We start from the raw sequence: 16,870 nt of genomic DNA, 5'->3' as shown, positions 1-16,870 counted from the left end.
ATGCTGGCAATCATCGGCGGCAGCGGTCTGACGACCCTGTCCAATCTTGACGTCTCGCATCGCGAAGTCGTTCGTACGCCTTACGGTGAACCTTCCGGGCCGGTGGTTTTTGGCCAGATCTGCGGCCAGCCGGCGATGTTCCTGCCGCGCCACGGCTACGGTCACACCATCCCGCCGCATATGGTCAACTACCGCGCCAACATGTGGGCGCTGCACCACCACAAGGCAACCGGCGTCATCTCGGTCGCGTCGGTCGGCGGCATCCGCAGCGACCTGCAGCCGGGCGACATCGTTTTGCCGCACCAGATCATCGATTACACCTGGGGCCGCAAATCGACCTATTTCGATGGCAACGGCACGCCGGTGACGCATGTCGATTTCACCGAGCCTTACGATGCTGAACTGTGCGGCCGCATTCGCGCGGCCGGCGAGGTGCTCGGCATTCCGATGAAATCGGGTGGCGTCTATGCCGCGACCCAGGGACCCCGCCTCGAAACCGCGGCCGAAATCAATCGCCTGGAGCGCGATGGTGCCGATCTGGTCGGCATGACCGGCATGCCGGAAGCGGTGCTGGCGCGCGAACTCGGCTTGCCCTACGCCGCCATCAACGTGATCGCCAACCATGCCGCCGGGCGCGGCAGCAGCGAACACGGCATCCGCTTCGAAAGCCTCGATGAAGTCCTGCAGGGCGCGATGGGCCGGGTGCGTTCGGTGATCGAGAAACTGGTCGGCTGCCAGGATATTTGCCAGCGCTGAACGGTCGACCGCTGGAATAATGCAAAAAGGGCGCCGCGGCGCCCTTTTTGTTTGCTGCGGCAAAAGCTCAGACCTTGAGGCGCTCCATCAGCTCGGTTTCCAGGCGGATGCGGCTGCCACTTTCGCGCAGGTCGCCGCCGCTGATCAGGAAAACGTCTTCCGCCCGCTCGCCGAGCGTCGTGATCTTGGCGGTATGCAGGTTGGCGCCGTGTTCGGCCAGCGTGTTGGCGACCGTGTACAGCAAACCGGGGCGGTCGGCGGCGGTCAGCGAAAGCAGGAAGTGGGCGCCGCGCTCGTCGCCGCGGATGCTGGCTTCGGGCTTGATCGGGAAATGCTTGACCTGGCGCGACAGGCGGCCGGACGACGGAATGTCGGGCGGTAGCTGCTGGATCAGGCGCTGTTCGAGTTCGTGCTCGATGTAGGCAACCATTTCGCGGTCGGATTCGCGGTTTTCGATGTCGAGCACGACAAAGCTGTCGAGCGCGTAGCCGTGTGCTGTGGTGTGGATCTTGGCATCGACAATGCTGTAGCCGGCACGCGCGAAGAAGCCGACGATGCGGGCGAAGAGGTCGGGCTGGTCCTGGGTGTAGACCATGACCTGCAGGCCTTCGCCTTCCTGGTAGAGGCGGGCGCGCACGACCGGCTGGTTGTTGTAGATGCGGTAATGCAGCGAGCGCGTGTGCCAGGCGATTTCCTCGGCCGAGTGGCGCAGGAAATAGACGGTGTCGAGCTGCTTCCACAGGCGCTCATGCACGGTGTCGGACAGGGCGAAGAAGCGCAGCAGGCGCATCGCCTCGGCCTGGCGTTCGGCGATGATGCCCTGACGGGCCGGTGCCTCGTCCTGGCCGAGGTAGTGCAGGGTCTGGTAATAGAGGTCGGCGAGCAGCTTGCCTTTCCACTGGTTCCAGACTTTCGGGCTGGTGCCGCGGATGTCGGCGTGGGTGAGCAGGTAGAGCGCGGCGAGATGGCGGGCATCGCCGACGCGGCGGGCAAAGCCGGCGACGACATCGGGGTCGCTGAGGTCTTCCTTTTGCGCGACTTGCGACATGTTCAGGTGATTGCGCACCAGCCAGACGACCAATTCAGAGTCTTCCGGCGACAGGCCGTGCTGCTCGCAGAAAATCTGCGCATCGCTGGTGCCCAGCTCGGAATGGTCGCCACCACGTCCCTTGGCGATGTCGTGGAAAAGGGCGGCAGCGTAGAGCAGCCAGGGCGCGTCGAATTCGCTCATGACGCGCGAACAGAGCGGGTATTCGTGCGCAAACTCGCTCATCGTGAAGCGCCGGATGTTGCGCATGACCTGCAGGATGTGCTGATCGACGGTGTAGACGTGGAACAGGTCGTGCTGCATCTGGCCGACGATGCGGCCGAAATTGGGCAGGTAGGCGCCGAGAATGTCGAGCTGGTTCATGCGGCGGAATTCATGCACGACACCGCGTTCGCTGTGCAGCAGGCGCATGAAGGCGGCGCGGTTGGCCGGATCGGCGCGGAAGTCGTCATTGATCACCGACTCGCCGGCACGCCACAGGGCGCGCAGGGTGCGTGCCGTCATGCCGTGCAACTCGTGGCTTTCCTGCATGACCTGGAAACTGTCGAAAATCGCCGCCGGTTTTTTCTCGAACAGGGCCTCGTCGCGGATGTCGAGCAGGTTGCCGACCGACTGGAAGTCCTCGTCGATGTATTGCGGCGTCAGTTCGCTTTCCGGCGCCAGCGCAGCGCCCATGTTCTGCAGAAGGATGGTGTTGAGAACGGTGACTGACTTGGCATTGCGGTAGTAACCCTGCATCAGCTGCTCGGAAGCGCGCTTCGCTTCGTTCGAGACAAAACCGTACTGGGCGGCCAGCGTGCTCTGGTAGTCGAAGAGCAGGCGGTCTTCGCGGCGGCCGACCGTGAGGTGCATGCGGATGCGCAAGTGGCGCAGATAATCCTCGCAGGCCTCGGCCTGGCGTGCGCCTTCTTCGGTGATGATGCCGTTTTGTTCGAGTTCGGCCCAGGTCGCACCGTAACCGGCTGCCTTGGCGATCCAGAAAATGACCTGCAAATCGCGTTGACCGCCTGGCGCATCCTTGCAGTTCGGTTCCAGGCTGTATGGCGTTTCGTTGAAGCGCAGGTAGCGTTCCTGCTGTTCCAGGCGCTTGGCTTCGAAGAAGACCAGCGGGTCGAGGTTGCCGTGCAGGCGTTTCTGGAAGGTGGTGAACAGCTTTTCGTTGCCGGTCAGCAGGCGGGCTTCGAGCAGGGCCGTCTGGACCGTGATGTCATTGCCGGCTTCGTCCAGGCATTCCTGAATGGTGCGCACGCTGTGGCCGATTTCGAGGCCGATGTCCCAGAAGTGGCCGACCAGTCTTTCCAGCTTTTCCTGCAGCGCCGCGCCGGCTTCGCGCGGCAGCAGGATCAGCAGATCGATGTCGGAGGCCGGGTAGAGTTCGCCGCGGCCATAACCGCCAACGGCGGCAAGCGACAGCGTGGCAGGAAAGTCGAGGGCGTTCCACAGCTTGGCGAGCACCGCATCGACCTGCACGCAGCGCGAGCGGAGCAGGGCGACGGCGTCCTGGTTCTGCTCGTAATCCTGTTTCAGCCCGCTTTGGATGGCCTTCACTTCTGCGCGCAGGGCGCCGACATCACAGCTCATTACTTGATCCAGTCTGGCTTGGGGCGGCATCCGGCGGAAAGGGTCATGATTTCGTAGCCGGTTTCGGTGACGAGCAGGGTGTGCTCGTATTGCGCAGACAGGCTGCGATCCTTGGTGACGATGGTCCAGCCGTCGTTCATTTCGCGGATGGCGGCCTTGCCGGCGTTGATCATCGGCTCGATGGTGAACATCATGCCGGCTTCCAGACGCGGGCCGGTGCCGGCCTTGCCGTAATGGACGACTTGCGGATCTTCGTGGAATTTCTTGCCGATGCCGTGGCCGCAGAATTCGCGCACCACCGAGTAGCCGTTCTTCTCGGCGTGTTTCTGGATGATGGCGCCGATGTCGCCCAGGTAAGCGCCGGCACGCACCACCGAGATGCCCAGCCACAGGCATTCGAAGGTGATTTCGCAAAGGCGCTTGGCCTGGATCGAGCCTTCGCCGACGATGAACATGCGGCTGGTGTCGCCGTGATAACCGTCCTTGATGGTCGTGATGTCGAGATTGACGATGTCGCCGTTCTTGAGCACGCGGTCGCTCGGTACGCCGTGGCAGACCTGCTGGTTGATCGAGGTGCAGATCGACTTCGGATACGGGTCGTAGCCGGAGGGGGCGTAATTCAGCGGTGCCGGGATGCAGTCTTGCACATTGACCATGTAGTCGTGGCAGAGGCGGTCCAGTTCTTCGGTGGTGACGCCCGCCTTGACGAAGGGTTCGATGTAGTCGAGGACTTCGGCGGCGAGGCGGCCGGCGACGCGCATTTTTTCAACTTCGTCCGGCGTCTTGATCGTGATGCTCATGGTTGTTCTGTTAAGCGGTGGGCAATGGGCAAGGATAAATGATGGGCTTTGTTTCTCAAAGCCGGCCTGGCGGGAAATGGCATACTTCGGGCTTGTGCAATCGACGGGCTGGGCAGTGGTGCGATGACTATTCTCTTGTTGGGCAAGGACGGGCAGGTTGGCTGGCAATTGCAGCGGGCGCTGGCACCGTTGGGGCCAGTGCTGGCCTGCGGCCGTGCTGAATGTGATCTGGCAGATGCAGCGCGGATTCGTTCCCTGATTCGTCAATCCAGGCCGGCGATCATCGTCAATGCGACTGCGTATACCGCCGTGGACAAGGCCGAGTCGGAGCCGGAACTGGCGCACCGGATCAATGCCGTGGCACCGGGCGTGCTGGCAGAGGAAGCGTTGCAACTTGACGCGACGCTGCTGCATTACTCGACCGATTACGTTTACGACGGTTGCAAGGCGACGCCTTATGTCGAAAGCGATGCGACCAATCCGCAAAGCGTTTACGGGCGCAGCAAGCTGGCTGGCGAGGCGGCGATTCGTGCGGTCGGCGGCAAGTCGCTGATCTTTCGCACCAGCTGGGTGTTCGGCGAGCATGGCGGCAATTTCGTCAAGACCATCCTGCGGCTGGCGCGTGACAAGGAAAGCCTGAATGTCGTCGACGATCAGGTCGGTGCGCCGACGCCGGCCGAATTGATCGCCGACGTCAGCGCCGTGGTGCTGGCCATACTGCGTGGCGGTCAACGTCTCGAAAAGGGCGAAAACCGGCTGTATCACCTTGCTTCGGCCGAGCCGCTCAGCTGGTGCGGGTTCGCACGTGCGATTGTCGATCTGGCCGGGCAGATGCCGGGCTTCGATCTGCGCCTCAAGGCGGAGGCAATTCGTGCGATCACGACAGGCGAATATCCGACGGCGGCTGTCCGTCCGGCCAATTCGCGGCTCGACTGCAGCCGCCTCGAAAACGATTTCGGGCTGCAGATGCCGGGCTGGCAAGCATCTCTGGTACGCATGCTGGAGCGGTTGGCGACCAGGTAGCGTGCTTGTGGCTCTTTGAGAGCGGGCGTTCTGCTGCTATAATCGACCGGTTTTTCTGGCTGTGTTAGCCAAAAAAATGGTTGTGCACGTGGTGTGTGCAATCAAAATCCTCACATCCGCCGATTAAGGGTGTGCGTCAAGATTCAGTCCTGGCGTACGTTTCCGGCGGGTGGCGGTTCAACCCTTAAGGAGTTTTACATGTCCGTTACCATGCGCGAAATGCTGGAAGCCGGTGTCCACTTCGGTCACCAAACCCGTTTCTGGTCCCCCAAGATGGCCCCGTATATCTTCGGCGCCCGCAACAAGATTCACATCGTCAATCTCGAAAAGACCCTGGCCAAGTACAACGAAGCCATCGCTTTCGTGAAGAAGCTGTCCGCCAATCGCGGCAACATCCTGTTCGTCAGCACCAAGCGTCAAGCTCGTGAAATCCTGGCCCAGGAAGCCCAGCGCGCTGGCGTGCCGTATGTTGACCAGCGTTGGCTGGGTGGCATGCTGACCAACTTCAAGACGGTCAAGACCTCGATCAAGCGCCTGAAGGAAATGGAACTGGCTGTTGAAGCCGGCGAACTTGAGCGCATGCCGAAGAAGGAAGCGCTGACCTTCCGTCGCGAACTGGAAAAGCTGCAAAAGTCCATCGGTGGCATCAAGGATATGGCCGGTCTGCCGGATGCCATCTTCGTGATCGACGTCGGTTACCACAAGATTGCCATTACCGAAGCCGAAAAGCTCGGTATCCCGGTCATCGGCGTGGTCGATACCAACCACTCTCCGGAAGGCGTTGCTTACGTCATTCCGGGTAACGATGACTCCTCGCGCGCCATCCAGCTCTACGCTCGCGGCGTGGCTGATGCCATCCTCGAAGGTCGTAGCCAGGTTCTGCAAGACATCGTCGCTGCCGGTGGTGATGACGAGTTCGTCGAAGTCCAGGAAGAAGCAGCGCAATAAAGCTGCAATGGCGGAGCCCTAGGCTCCGCCTGTTTGAACAAGTTCAGGAGATAGTTATGGCGGCAATTACCGCAGGCATGGTGGCAGAACTGCGCGGCAAGACCGATGCGCCCATGATGGAATGCAAGAAGGCACTGACCGAAGCCGATGGCGACATGGTCAAGGCCGAAGAAATCCTTCGCGTCAAGCTGGGTAACAAGGCCTCCAAGGCCGCTACCCGCATCGCCGCTGAAGGTGTTGTGGCAATCAGCATCGCTGCTGACGGCAAGACCGGTGCCATGATCGAAGTCAATAGCGAAACCGACTTCGTTGCCAAGAACGACGAATTCCTCGCGCTGGCCAATGGCAGTGCTGCCCTGGTGGCTGCGCACAACCCGGCCGACGTGGCTGCGCTGTCGGCTCTGCCGATGGGCGAAGGTACCGTCGAATCGACCCGTTCCGCTCTGGTTGGCAAGATCGGCGAAAACATGACGATCCGTCGTTTTGTCCGCTTCGAAGCCAAGGGCAAGCTGCAGTCCTACATCCACGGCGGTTCCAAGGTTGGCGTCGTGATCGATGTGGTCGGTGGTGATGACCAGCTGGGCAAGGATCTGGCGATGCACATCGCTGCTTCCAAGCCGAAGTCGCTCGATGCATCCGGTGTTTCTGCCGAACTGCTCGATACCGAACGTCGCGTCGCCATCGAAAAGGCCCGTGAAGCCGGCAAGCCGGAAGCCATGCTCGAAAAGATCGCCGAAGGCACCGTTCAGAAGTACCTGAAGGACGTGACCCTGCTCGGTCAGGTCTTCGTCAAGGCTGAAGACGGCAAGCAAACTATCGAGCAGCTGCTCAAGGCCAAGGGCGCTTCCGTCGCTGGCTTCAGCCTGTTCCTGGTTGGTGAAGGCATCGAGAAGAAGGTTGACGACTTCGCTGCTGAAGTTGCTGCCCAGGCTGCCGCTGCTGCTGCCAAGAAGTAATTGTTAAGGAAACGCCAATGACCACGCCCAAGTACAAGCGGATTCTCCTCAAACTCTCCGGCGAAGCCCTGATGGGTAATGACGCCTACGGCATCAACCCGCAGGTCATCGCCGGGATCGTCGCGGAGATCAAGGCAGTATCCGATATGGGTGTGGAAATTGGCGTCGTGATTGGCGGCGGCAACATCTTTCGCGGCATGGCCGGTACGGCCACCGGGATGGATAGAGCCACCGCTGATTACATGGGCATGCTGGCCACGGTGATGAATGCCATGGCACTGTCCGATGCCATGCGCCAGGGCGGTCTGAATGCTCGCGTGCAATCGGCGCTGAATATCGAGCAAGTCGTCGAGCCGTACATCCGCGGCAAGGCGATCCGCTATCTCGAAGAAGGCAAGGTTGTCATCTTCGGTGCTGGTACCGGCAATCCCTTCTTCACCACCGATACTGCTGCAGCCCTGCGCGGTTCGGAAATCGGTGCGGAAATCGTGCTCAAGGCGACCAAGGTCGATGGCATCTATACCGCCGACCCGAAAAAGGATCCTTCTGCCACGCGTTTTGACAAGATCAGCTTCAATGAGGCGATCTCCAGTAATCTGGCGGTCATGGATGCGACCGCCTTCGCGCTGTGCCGCGACCAGAAATTGCCGATCAATGTGTTCTCCATCTTCAAGGCCGGCGCGCTGAAGCGCGTGGTCTGTGGCGAAGATGAAGGTACGCTGGTCTATTGCTGAGGAAACAAGATGATCGCCGAACTCAAGAAAACTGCCGAAGGCAAGATGCAGAAGTCGCTGGAATCGTTGAAGAACGATCTCCAGAAAATCCGTACCGGCCGTGCTCATACCGGTCTGCTGGATCATGTCCAGGTCGATTACTACGGCTCCATGGTGCCGGTCAATCAGGTCGCCAATATCACGCTGATCGACGCGCGTACCATCGGTGTTCAGCCGTGGGAAAAGCCGATGGGCCAGAAAATCGAAAAGGCGATCCGTGACTCCGATCTGGGTCTGAATCCGGCTTCGCAAGGTGACCTGATCCGTGTGCCGATGCCGGCCCTGACCGAAGAGCGTCGGCGTGACCTGATCAAGGTCGTCAAGACCGAAGGCGAAGCCGCCAAGGTTGCGATTCGCAATCTGCGTCGCGATGCCAATACCCATCTGAAGGATGCGCTCAAGAAGGGCGAGATTCCCGAGGATGACGAGCGTCGCGCCCAGGACGACGTGCAGAAGCTGACCGACCGTTACATTGTTGAAGTCGACAAGATGCTCGCCGCCAAAGAGGCCGAGCTGATGCAGGTTTGAGCCTTTCTTCGGCTGAGTTTTCTCGCTGAATGGCTCTGTTCTCGAGTTCAACGCGCCAGGTTCCGACGATTGCCGCCGTGCCTCGGCACGTCGCGGTCATCATGGATGGCAACGGGCGCTGGGCAAAAAAGCGCTTCCTTCCGCGCGTTGCCGGTCACGTCAAGGGTGTCGAACTGGTTCGCGAAATGGTGCGGGCCTGCCTCGAGCGCGGCGTCAAGTACCTGACCCTTTTTGCATTTTCGTCCGAAAACTGGCGTCGACCGCAGGAAGAGGTTTCCCTGCTCATGCAGTTGTTCGTCAAGGCACTTGAGCAGGAAGTCGAAAAACTTGATCGCAATGGCGTGCGTTTGCGTATCGTCGGCGATCTGTCGCCTTTCGATTCCCGCTTGCAGCAACTGATCCAGGATGCGCAGGACAAGACGGCCGGCAACCAGCGCCTGGAACTGACCATCGCCGCCAATTACGGCGGACGCTGGGACATCATGCAGGCGGTCAACCGGATGTGCGCGGCGCAGCCGGAAAAGCATGCCGGCTGGACCGAGGCTGATCTCGAGCCGTGGCTGGCGATGAGCTATGCGCCGGAGCCCGATCTGTTCATCCGCACAGGCGGCGAGGAACGGATCAGCAATTTCCTGCTCTGGCAACTGGCTTATACCGAACTCTATTTCACCGGCACGCTGTGGCCGGACTTCGATACCGCCGAATTCGACAAGGCGATTGCTTCCTATCAGCAACGCGAGCGTCGTTTCGGTCGAACCAGCGAACAGCTGGTGGAAAGCCCCAATGCTTAAGACCCGTGTGATCACGGCGCTGGTCCTGATGGCGCTTTTGCTGCCGAGTATTTTCCTGCTGCCGCAAGCCTCCTGGGCCATTCTGGTTGCCGCCTTCATCGGTGTTGCCGCCTGGGAATGGGGGGCGTTGCTCGGTTGGAGCGGCCGAGCCCGGCGGATTCTCGGTGGGCTGACTGCCTTGCTCTGTACCGGTTTGGCGCTGCGTTTTCCCGATGCGCTCGGTGCCGGCCAGACGGTCGACCCTGCGCAGACCTGGGTTTTGGTTTTTTACGGGGTTTCGGCCTTGTTCTGGTGTCTGTTGATTCCGCTTTGGCTCAAGCACAAGTGGGCGCTGGGCGGTGGTGTCGTCGGTGTTCTGGTCGGCGCGGTCGTGCTGTTGCCGACCTGGCTGGCCATGGTGCAGTTGCGCATCCTTGGTCCGGCCGTATTGCTGGCGATTTTCGCCGTGGTCTGGATGGCCGATATTGCCGCGTATTTTTCCGGCAAGGCCTTCGGTAAGCGCAAGCTGGCGCCGTCGATCAGTCCGGGCAAGACCTGGGAAGGTGCCGCAGGTGCGGCGCTTGGTGTGGTCATTTACGGTATCGTGGTGCGCGCCGCTTTTGCGCTGGACGCTCCGGCGCTGCCGCTCTGGATCCTGTTGCTGCTCGGCGTTACTGCCATCAGCATCATTGGCGACCTTTACGAGTCGCTGCTCAAGCGCAAGGCCGGCATCAAGGACAGCAGCAATGTGCTGCCCGGGCATGGCGGTGTGCTCGACCGTATCGACAGCCTGACGTCGACGCTGCCGGTAGTTGCCTTGCTCTGGTTGCTGCTCGCATCGTCCAAAGGATGACTGTGCAAAATATTACGGTGCTGGGCTCGACCGGTTCGATCGGCGTCAGTACGCTGAACGTCATTCGCCGTCATCCGGATCGCTATCAAGCATTTGCACTCTGCGCGCACAGCCAGGTCGACAAGCTGTTCGAACAATGCCGTGAATTCCAGCCGCGTTTTGCCGTGTTGCGCGATGCGACACTTGCGGCGCAACTGACTGATCGTTTGCGCGCCGCAGGGTTGAAGACCGAGGTGCGCCACGGTGTTGAAGCGCTGATCGAGTTGTCGGCGTTGCCCGAAGTCGATGCCGTGATGGCGGCGATCGTCGGTGCTGCCGGTCTCGAGCCGACCCTGGCCGCGGCGCGCGCCGGCAAGCGCGTCATGCTGGCCAACAAGGAAGTGCTGGTCATGGCCGGCGAACTCTTCATGCATGCCGTGCGTGCGCATGGTGCGACGCTGCTACCGGTCGACAGCGAACACAATGCCATTTTCCAGGCTTTGCCGGCCGACTTTGTGCGCGGCCTCGATGCCTGCGGCGTGCGTCGCATCCTGCTGACGGCCTCGGGCGGCCCCTTCCGCAATGCGCCGCTCGATACGCTGGCGCATGTTACGCCGGAGCAGGCCTGTGCTCACCCGAACTGGGTCATGGGACGCAAGATTTCGGTCGATTCGGCGACCATGATGAACAAGGGTCTCGAAGTCATCGAGGCGCACTGGCTGTTTGCGGCGCCGCCGCAGCAAATCCAGGTCGTTGTCCATCCGCAGAGCGTGATCCATTCCGCGGTCGAATATGCCGATGGCTCGGTGCTTGCCCAGCTGGGCAATCCCGATATGCGCACACCGATTGCCTACGCCATGGCCTGGCCGGAGCGGATTGCGGCCGGGGTCGAGCCGCTCGATCTGTTCAAGATTGCGCGTCTGGATTTTCATGCGCCCGATTTCGAACGTTTCCGCTGTCTGCAACTGGCTTACGACGTGTTGGCGACCGGTGGAACGGCCTCGGCCATTCTCAATGCAGCCAACGAAGTCGCGGTTGCCGCCTTTCTTGAGCGTGACTTGCCCTTCCTGGGAATTGCCCGTCTCAACGAGGCTGTCCTTGCTGCTTTGCCGGCTGGTCCGCAGGGTAATCTGGGTGACGTCATGGCCGCAGATGTCGAGGCGCGGCATCTCGCCAGCCAGATGATCCGTGAGCGTCGCTTCGCGTGAGTAATTTCCCGTTCTATCTCGCCGCTTTCCTGGTGGTGCTCGGTGTCCTGATTGTCGTGCATGAGTTTGGCCACTACGCGGCAGCCCGCTTTTGCGGTGTCAAGGTGCTGCGTTTTTCGCTCGGCTTCGGTCCGGTGCTGTGGCAGAAAAAACTGGGGCGTGACCAGACCGAATGGGCGCTCAGTGTTTTTCCTTTGGGTGGCTACGTCAAGATGCTCGACGAGCGCGAAGGCGAGGTGGCTGTTGAGGAGTTGGATCGGGCTTTCAACCGGCAGGGCGTCGGTAAGCGCAGCCTGATCGTTGCCGCCGGACCGCTTGCCAATTTTGTCCTGGCCATCCTGCTCTACTGGGGAATTTTCATGTACGGCAGCCAGGAGTTGCTGCCGGTGCTGGGCAGTCCGCCGGTCGATTCGCCCGCAGCCATGGCTGGTGTACGCAATGGTGAGCAGGTGCGCCGGATCGACGGCGAACCGGTCGCGACCTGGAACGATTTGCGCTGGACGCTGTTGCAGAAGGCGGTCGATCAGGAAAGCGTCGAGCTGGAAGTGATCAACGAGCAGCAGGAGATTTCCTTGCGCAGGCTTTATCTGCAGGCTGCAGGTGAAGGCGGTTGGGAGGGTGATGCGCTGCTGCGTCTGGGGGTCGGCTTTTATCGTCCGAAGGTTCCGGCCGTGTTGGGGCAGGTTGTCAGTGGTGGCGTTGCTGATCTGGCCGGGTTGAAACCGGGTGACCGGATTCTGGCGGCCAACGGCAAGGCCATTCAATTCTGGCATGAACTGGTTGGCAAGGTACGCGACTCGGCGGGCAGTGTTCTGCATCTGGATGTTGAACGGCGGGGCGAGCTCCTTGCTCTTGATGTGGTGCCGGAAGCTTTTGCCGAGCGCGGTCAGACGATAGGCCGGATCGGTGTGGCGGTTGCGGATAACGCCGAATTGCATCGGGAAATGCGGACTTTCGTCAGTTATGGCTTCTTTGCGGCTGGTGGCAAGGCGCTGGCAGAAACCTGGGACAAGTCGGTATTCAGTCTGCTTATGCTGGGCAAGATGCTGACCGGCGAAGTTTCCTGGCGGAACCTGTCCGGTCCGGTGACGATTGCCGACTATGCCGGCCAATCGGCTCGTCTTGGTCTCGACTATTATCTGAAGTTCATGGCGCTGGTCAGCATCAGTCTGGGCGTCCTGAATCTGCTGCCCATCCCGGTGCTGGATGGGGGGCATTTGATGTATCATATGATCGAAGTCGTCAGGCGCAGGCCGCTCTCGGAGCGGGCCATGGAGTTGGGGCAGCGTATTGGTCTGTCCATACTTTTCGTCTTGATGGCTTTCGCCTTTTTTAACGACATAAATCGCCTGGTCACTGGCTGAATGATGAACAAATCGCTGCTGTCTTTCCTGATTGCTGGCCTCTTTGCCACGCCCGCGCTGGCTTTCGAGCCTTTTGCGGTCAAGGATATCCGTGTTGAGGGCATCCAGCGTACCGAAGCGGGTACCGTCTTCAGTTACCTGCCGGTCAAGGTCGGCGATACGCTCACCGATGAAAAGGCTGCCCAGTCGATCAAGGCGCTTTTTGCCACGGGTTTTTTCAAGGACGTGCGTCTCGAGATTGATCGCGATGTCATGGTCGTTGTCGTGCAGGAGCGTCCCGCCGTCGCCAAGCTTGACTTCGTTGGTTTGAAAGAATTCGACAAGGATGTCATCGTCAAGGCCCTGAAGGATACCGGGATTGCCGAAGGCCGGATCTTCGATCGCGCACTGCTGGAGAAGGCCGAGCAGGAACTCAAGCGTCAGTATCTGACGCGTGGCAAATACGGTGTGAATATCACGACGACGGTAACGCCGCTTGAGCGGAACCGGGTCGGGATCAATTTCAATATCGAAGAAGGTGTTGCTGCCAAGATCCGCCAGATCAATTTCGTTGGCGCCAAGTCCTTTAGCGACAAGGAGCTTTTGTCCCAGTTCGAATTGACGACACCGGGCTGGTTGACTTGGTATTCGAAGAGTGACCAGTATTCGCGGCAAAAGCTCTCGGCCGACCTGGAAAAACTGAAGTCTTTCTACATGAATCAGGGCTACCTGGAATTCAATGTCGAGTCGACCCAGGTTTCGATTTCTCCCGACAAGCAGGATGTGTTCATCACTGTCAATGTGGTGGAGGGTGAGCGTTATCAGGTTTCCTCGGTCAAGCTGGCCGGTGAATTCAGCGTTTCCGAAGACGAGTTGCGCAATCTGGTCAAGGTCAAGGCCGGCGATGTGTTCTCGCGTGAGCGTCTGAACGAGTCGACCAAGGCGATTAGCGAGCGACTGGGCAAGGAAGGTTATGCCTTTGCCAATGTCAATGCCGCACCCGAAATAGACAAGGAAAAGCGCAAGGTCGCCTTCACCATTTTTGTCGATCCGGGAAAACGGGTTTATGTGCGCCGGGTTAACGTGACCGGCAATACCAAGACGCGTGATGAGGTCGTGCGTCGTGAAGTTCGTCAGATGGAAGGCGGCTGGTATGACGCTGAGCGCGTGACTGCGTCAAAGCAGCGCTTGGATCGACTGGGGTATTTTACTGAGGTTGTCGTTGATACCCCGGCAGTGCCTGGTACGGCAGACCAGATTGATGTCAATCTGGCGGTGGTCGAAAAGCCGACCGGTAATCTGATGCTGGGTGTGGGAACCTCCAGCACCGACAAGGTCATCCTTTCCGGGTCGATTTCCCAGAACAACTTCCTGGGTAGCGGCAACAATGTCTCGGTTCAAGTCAACTCGGCCAAGTCGTATCGAACCTATGCTTTTTCCTATACGAATCCTTACTTCACGCAGGATGGCGTAAGCCAAGGCTTCGATATATATCATCGTACGGTGAATACGAGTTCAACGGCGATTGCTTATTACACCTCATCCTCAACTGGTGGTGGTATTCGTTTTGGTTTTCCGATTGGCGAAAAGGAGTCCTTGGGCATTGGCTTGGGGTTAGATTCGACCAACATCACCACGACAAGCGATAGCCCAAAGTACTATCAGGATTTTGTCGACAAGTTTGGTAATCGCAATCTTTCCTTGCCGGTAACCCTTAATTGGGCCAGTGACAGCAAGGACAATTATTTCTTCCCGACCAAGGGAACCTACCAGCGTGCCGGCATCGAACTGGCCTTGCCTGGTGGCGACCTGAAGTACTATCGTGCCAATTACCAGTTGCAGCATTTCATTCCGCTGAACAGCAAGTTTACGATTATGCTGAACGGCGAGTTGGGTTATGCAAATGGTTATGGTGGCATGGAGTTGCCGTTCTTCAAGAACTTTTACGCGGGTGGCGTCGGTTCGGTGCGTGGCTATAAGGCCTCCTCACTCGGTACGCCATGGAATGGAACGGAATACCATGTTGGTGGTAATCGTCGTGTTATCGCCAATGCAGAGTTGCTATGGGGTTTCCCCGGGATGGAAAAGACTTTCCGCATGGGGTGGTTCTTTGATGCGGGTCAGGTCTATCAGACGGACGAAAAGTTTGATCTGGGGCAACTTCGCTATTCAACCGGTCTTTCTGCCGCGTGGATTTCGCCGATGGGTCCGTTAAAATTCAGTTTCGGCAGGCCGCTCAACAAGTCGTCCACCGACAAGGCAGAAGCCTTCCAGTTCCAGATGGGCACTACATTTTGATTCAGGAGTCTCAAGTTGAAAGTTAAGTCTCTAGTTCTCGCATCGCTGATGTCCGCCCTGTTCGTGACGGGGGTCAGTGCCAATGAATTGAAGGTCGGTTACGTCAATACCCAGCGCATTTTCCGCGATGCACCGGCTGCCCAGAAGGCTGCCAAGAAGCTGGAAGGCGAGTTCGCCAAGCGAGACCAGGATCTCCAGCGCATGGCCAAGCAGTTGCAGGGTCTGCAGGAAAATCTGGAAAAGAATTCCGTGACCATGTCGGAGGGTGACCGCCGCAACAAGGAAAAGGAATTCGGCGAGTTGTCGCGTGAGTTCCAGCGCAAGCAGCGCGAATTCCGCGAAGATCTGAACTTGCGTCAGAACGAAGAAAATGCCGCCGTGATCGAGAAGGCCAACAAGGCCATCAAGCAGATCGCCGAAGGCGACAAGTTCGATCTGATTCTTCAGGACGTGGTCTGGGTCAGCCCGAAGCTGGATATTACCGATCGTGTGATCAAGGCTCTTGCCGAAGGCAAGTAATGCCGGTGGCTGGGGGTACTCCGCTTTCCCTGGCTGACATCGCCGCCCGACTGGGCGGCGATGTGCTTGGTGACGCCGAAACGCAGATCAGGCAGGTGGCGACGCTGGCTTCGGCGGGCGCTGGCGAAATCGGCTTTCTGACCAATCTGAAATACCGGAGTCAGTTGGCGACGACGCGCGCGTCGGCCGTAATCGTCGCACCGGATTTTGCCGATGCCGTCGATTTGCCGCGCATTGTCAGCAAAAATCCTTATGCCTATTACGCCCGCCTGGCAACGCTGCTCAATCCGCGGCCGGCGATGGCTGCCGGCGTGCATCCGAGTGCCTGCTGCGCTTCGGAAGTGCCGGCCAGTGCCAGTATCGGCCCGCAGGTCACGATCGGGGCTCGGGTCAGTCTGGGCGAGGGCGTCGTCCTTCATGCCGGTTGTGTGCTCGGTGACGATGTTGTAATTGGTGCCGGTAGCATTCTCTATCCGAATGTCAGCATCTACGCTGGTTGCGAGATCGGGAGCAATGTCATCCTGCATTCCGGCGTCGTGATCGGTGCCGATGGTTTCGGTTTCGCTCCGGACCAGGGACAGTGGATCAAGATTCCGCAGATCGGTCGGGTCATCATTGGCGACAACGTTGAAATTGGCGCCAGTACGACGGTCGACCGTGGCGCACTCGACGACACCGTGATTGGCGACGGCAGCAAGATCGACAACCAGATCCAGATCGGCCACAACTGCCAGATCGGCAAGCATTGCGTCATCGCCGCCTGTGCCGCGGTGGCGGGCAGTGTCACCTTGCAGGACAACGTGATCATCGGCGGGGCGGCGATGATTGCCGGGCATGTGACGATTGCCTCCGGGGCGGTGATTTCCGGTGGCTCCCTGGTCATGAAGAACATCACCAAACCGGGGCAATACACCAGTGTCTTCCCGTTGGAAGAGCACGGAAATTGGTTGCACAATGCAGCGCAGATCAGGCATCTGGCCAGGTTGGCTGAGCGGGTTACGGAACTCGAGAAAAAACTTAAAAATACCAATGTAGAGGGCTGAAAAATGGAAATGGACATTCAACAAATTCTCGAGCATCTGCCGCATCGTTACCCGTTCCTGCTGGTCGATCGCGTGCTCGAGATCGAGCCCGGCAAGTCGATTCACGCCTACAAGAACATCACGATGAACGAGCCGTACTTCGTCGGCCATTTTCCGCACCATCCGGTCATGCCGGGCGTGCTGATCATGGAAGCGCTGGCCCAGGCGGCGGGCATCCTTTCCTTCAAGTCGATGGACGAAAAGCCGTCGGCGGATACCGTGTTCTACTTTGCCGGCATCGACGATGCCCGTTTCAAGCGTCCGGTTGTGCCTGGTGACCAGTTGCACCTGCATGTCGAAATCGAGCGCCAGATGCGCGGCGTCTGGAAATTCATCGCCGAAGCCCGTGTCGACGGCCAACTGGCTGCCTCGGCCAAGCTGATGTGTGCCAAGCGGGATCTCTGA

The 16,870-nt window shown here is 59.4% G+C and carries 16 protein-coding genes; 14 read left to right on the top strand and 2 right to left on the bottom strand.

Translation table 11 applies throughout. The features are described from left to right. Positions 1 to 756 carry an S-methyl-5'-thioinosine phosphorylase gene (locus KIG99_RS02130; protein WP_226458582.1) on the top strand — a complete coding sequence of 252 codons (756 nt, stop codon included), beginning with the start codon at positions 1 to 3 and terminating at the stop codon, positions 754 to 756. A gap of 67 nt (positions 757 to 823) precedes the next feature. On the opposite strand, the gene KIG99_RS02125 is transcribed toward KIG99_RS02130, so the two are convergent. After that, positions 824 to 3,385, bottom strand: coding sequence for a [protein-PII] uridylyltransferase (locus KIG99_RS02125; protein WP_226458581.1), 2,562 nt, complete (start codon positions 3,383 to 3,385; stop codon positions 824 to 826). Continuing rightward, entirely contained in the window at positions 3,385 to 4,185 is an 801-nt protein-coding gene (map, locus tag KIG99_RS02120; protein WP_226458580.1) for a type I methionyl aminopeptidase, read from the bottom strand. Before map ends, KIG99_RS02125 begins: the two co-directional genes overlap by 1 nt. Before the next feature lie 123 nt (positions 4,186 to 4,308). On the opposite strand from map, the gene rfbD reads away from it, so the two are divergent. From rfbD to fabZ, 13 genes are all read left to right on the top strand, one after another. After that, complete coding sequence (gene rfbD / locus KIG99_RS02115; RefSeq protein ID WP_226458579.1) at positions 4,309 to 5,208, top strand: dTDP-4-dehydrorhamnose reductase; 900 nt, start codon at positions 4,309 to 4,311, stop codon at positions 5,206 to 5,208. Between the two features lie 198 nt (positions 5,209 to 5,406). Continuing rightward, the gene (gene rpsB, locus KIG99_RS02110) at positions 5,407 to 6,156 is read left to right on the top strand and encodes a 30S ribosomal protein S2 (protein ID WP_226440331.1); all 750 of its coding nucleotides are present in this window, start codon (positions 5,407 to 5,409) and stop codon (positions 6,154 to 6,156) included. A gap of 56 nt (positions 6,157 to 6,212) precedes the next feature. Next, on the top strand, positions 6,213 to 7,112 hold the full coding sequence (tsf, locus tag KIG99_RS02105; protein WP_226440330.1) for a translation elongation factor Ts: 900 nt from the start codon (positions 6,213 to 6,215) through the stop codon (positions 7,110 to 7,112). Positions 7,113 to 7,129: 17 nt separating this feature from the next. After that, on the top strand, positions 7,130 to 7,846 hold the full coding sequence (gene pyrH / locus KIG99_RS02100) for a UMP kinase (protein WP_226440329.1): 717 nt from the start codon (positions 7,130 to 7,132) through the stop codon (positions 7,844 to 7,846). Between the two features lie 9 nt (positions 7,847 to 7,855). After that, a complete protein-coding gene (frr, locus tag KIG99_RS02095) occupies positions 7,856 to 8,413 on the top strand; it encodes a ribosome recycling factor (RefSeq protein ID WP_226440328.1) in 558 nt (185 codons plus the stop codon). Positions 8,414 to 8,442: 29 nt separating this feature from the next. Then, positions 8,443 to 9,204, top strand: a complete 762-nt coding sequence (uppS, locus tag KIG99_RS02090) for a polyprenyl diphosphate synthase (protein WP_226458578.1) — start codon at positions 8,443 to 8,445, stop codon at positions 9,202 to 9,204. Then, positions 9,197 to 10,036, top strand: a complete 840-nt coding sequence (locus KIG99_RS02085) for a phosphatidate cytidylyltransferase (protein ID WP_226458577.1) — start codon at positions 9,197 to 9,199, stop codon at positions 10,034 to 10,036. Before uppS ends, KIG99_RS02085 begins: the two co-directional genes overlap by 8 nt. Beyond that, positions 10,033 to 11,223 carry a 1-deoxy-D-xylulose-5-phosphate reductoisomerase gene (ispC, locus tag KIG99_RS02080; protein WP_226458576.1) on the top strand — a complete coding sequence of 397 codons (1,191 nt, stop codon included), beginning with the start codon at positions 10,033 to 10,035 and terminating at the stop codon, positions 11,221 to 11,223. The genes KIG99_RS02085 and ispC overlap by 4 nt, the downstream gene beginning before the upstream one ends. Continuing rightward, positions 11,220 to 12,587, top strand: coding sequence for an RIP metalloprotease RseP (rseP, locus tag KIG99_RS02075; RefSeq protein WP_226458575.1), 1,368 nt, complete (start codon positions 11,220 to 11,222; stop codon positions 12,585 to 12,587). The genes ispC and rseP overlap by 4 nt, the downstream gene beginning before the upstream one ends. A gap of 3 nt (positions 12,588 to 12,590) precedes the next feature. After that, positions 12,591 to 14,864: an outer membrane protein assembly factor BamA gene (gene bamA / locus KIG99_RS02070; protein ID WP_226458574.1), complete on the top strand. Its 2,274-nt coding sequence runs from the start codon at positions 12,591 to 12,593 to the stop codon at positions 14,862 to 14,864. A 48-nt stretch (positions 14,865 to 14,912) separates the two neighbouring features. Further along, positions 14,913 to 15,383 carry an OmpH family outer membrane protein gene (locus tag KIG99_RS02065; RefSeq protein ID WP_226458573.1) on the top strand — a complete coding sequence of 157 codons (471 nt, stop codon included), beginning with the start codon at positions 14,913 to 14,915 and terminating at the stop codon, positions 15,381 to 15,383. After that, the gene (gene lpxD, locus KIG99_RS02060; protein ID WP_404817869.1) at positions 15,383 to 16,426 is read left to right on the top strand and encodes a UDP-3-O-(3-hydroxymyristoyl)glucosamine N-acyltransferase; all 1,044 of its coding nucleotides are present in this window, start codon (positions 15,383 to 15,385) and stop codon (positions 16,424 to 16,426) included. Before KIG99_RS02065 ends, lpxD begins: the two co-directional genes overlap by 1 nt. A gap of 9 nt (positions 16,427 to 16,435) precedes the next feature. Then, positions 16,436 to 16,870, top strand: coding sequence for a 3-hydroxyacyl-ACP dehydratase FabZ (gene fabZ, locus KIG99_RS02055; RefSeq protein WP_226440321.1), 435 nt, complete (start codon positions 16,436 to 16,438; stop codon positions 16,868 to 16,870).

The sequence above is a fragment of the Quatrionicoccus australiensis genome (assembly GCF_020510425.1).
GTDB classification, from domain to species: domain Bacteria; phylum Pseudomonadota; class Gammaproteobacteria; order Burkholderiales; family Rhodocyclaceae; genus Azonexus; species Azonexus australiensis_A.
Note: the sequence above shows the minus strand (reverse complement) of the source record. Positions and strands in the feature narration are given on the sequence as shown.

Bases quoted from the DNA above. Each gene is read 5' to 3' on its own strand.
- KIG99_RS02130 (WP_226458582.1), top strand. From the start codon at position 1: ATGCTGGCAATCATCGGCGGCAGCGGTCTGACGACCCTGTCCAATCTT.
- KIG99_RS02125 (WP_226458581.1), bottom strand. From the start codon at position 3,385: ATGAGCTGTGATGTCGGCGCCCTGCGCGCAGAAGTGAAGGCCATCCAA.
- map (WP_226458580.1), bottom strand. From the start codon at position 4,185: ATGAGCATCACGATCAAGACGCCGGACGAAGTTGAAAAAATGCGCGTC.
- rfbD (WP_226458579.1), top strand. From the start codon at position 4,309: ATGACTATTCTCTTGTTGGGCAAGGACGGGCAGGTTGGCTGGCAATTG.
- rpsB (WP_226440331.1), top strand. From the start codon at position 5,407: ATGTCCGTTACCATGCGCGAAATGCTGGAAGCCGGTGTCCACTTCGGT.
- tsf (WP_226440330.1), top strand. From the start codon at position 6,213: ATGGCGGCAATTACCGCAGGCATGGTGGCAGAACTGCGCGGCAAGACC.
- pyrH (WP_226440329.1), top strand. From the start codon at position 7,130: ATGACCACGCCCAAGTACAAGCGGATTCTCCTCAAACTCTCCGGCGAA.
- frr (WP_226440328.1), top strand. From the start codon at position 7,856: ATGATCGCCGAACTCAAGAAAACTGCCGAAGGCAAGATGCAGAAGTCG.
- uppS (WP_226458578.1), top strand. From the start codon at position 8,443: ATGGCTCTGTTCTCGAGTTCAACGCGCCAGGTTCCGACGATTGCCGCC.
- KIG99_RS02085 (WP_226458577.1), top strand. From the start codon at position 9,197: ATGCTTAAGACCCGTGTGATCACGGCGCTGGTCCTGATGGCGCTTTTG.
- ispC (WP_226458576.1), top strand. From the start codon at position 10,033: ATGACTGTGCAAAATATTACGGTGCTGGGCTCGACCGGTTCGATCGGC.
- bamA (WP_226458574.1), top strand. From the start codon at position 12,591: ATGAACAAATCGCTGCTGTCTTTCCTGATTGCTGGCCTCTTTGCCACG.
- KIG99_RS02065 (WP_226458573.1), top strand. From the start codon at position 14,913: ATGTCCGCCCTGTTCGTGACGGGGGTCAGTGCCAATGAATTGAAGGTC.
- lpxD (WP_404817869.1), top strand. From the start codon at position 15,383: ATGCCGGTGGCTGGGGGTACTCCGCTTTCCCTGGCTGACATCGCCGCC.
- fabZ (WP_226440321.1), top strand. From the start codon at position 16,436: ATGGACATTCAACAAATTCTCGAGCATCTGCCGCATCGTTACCCGTTC.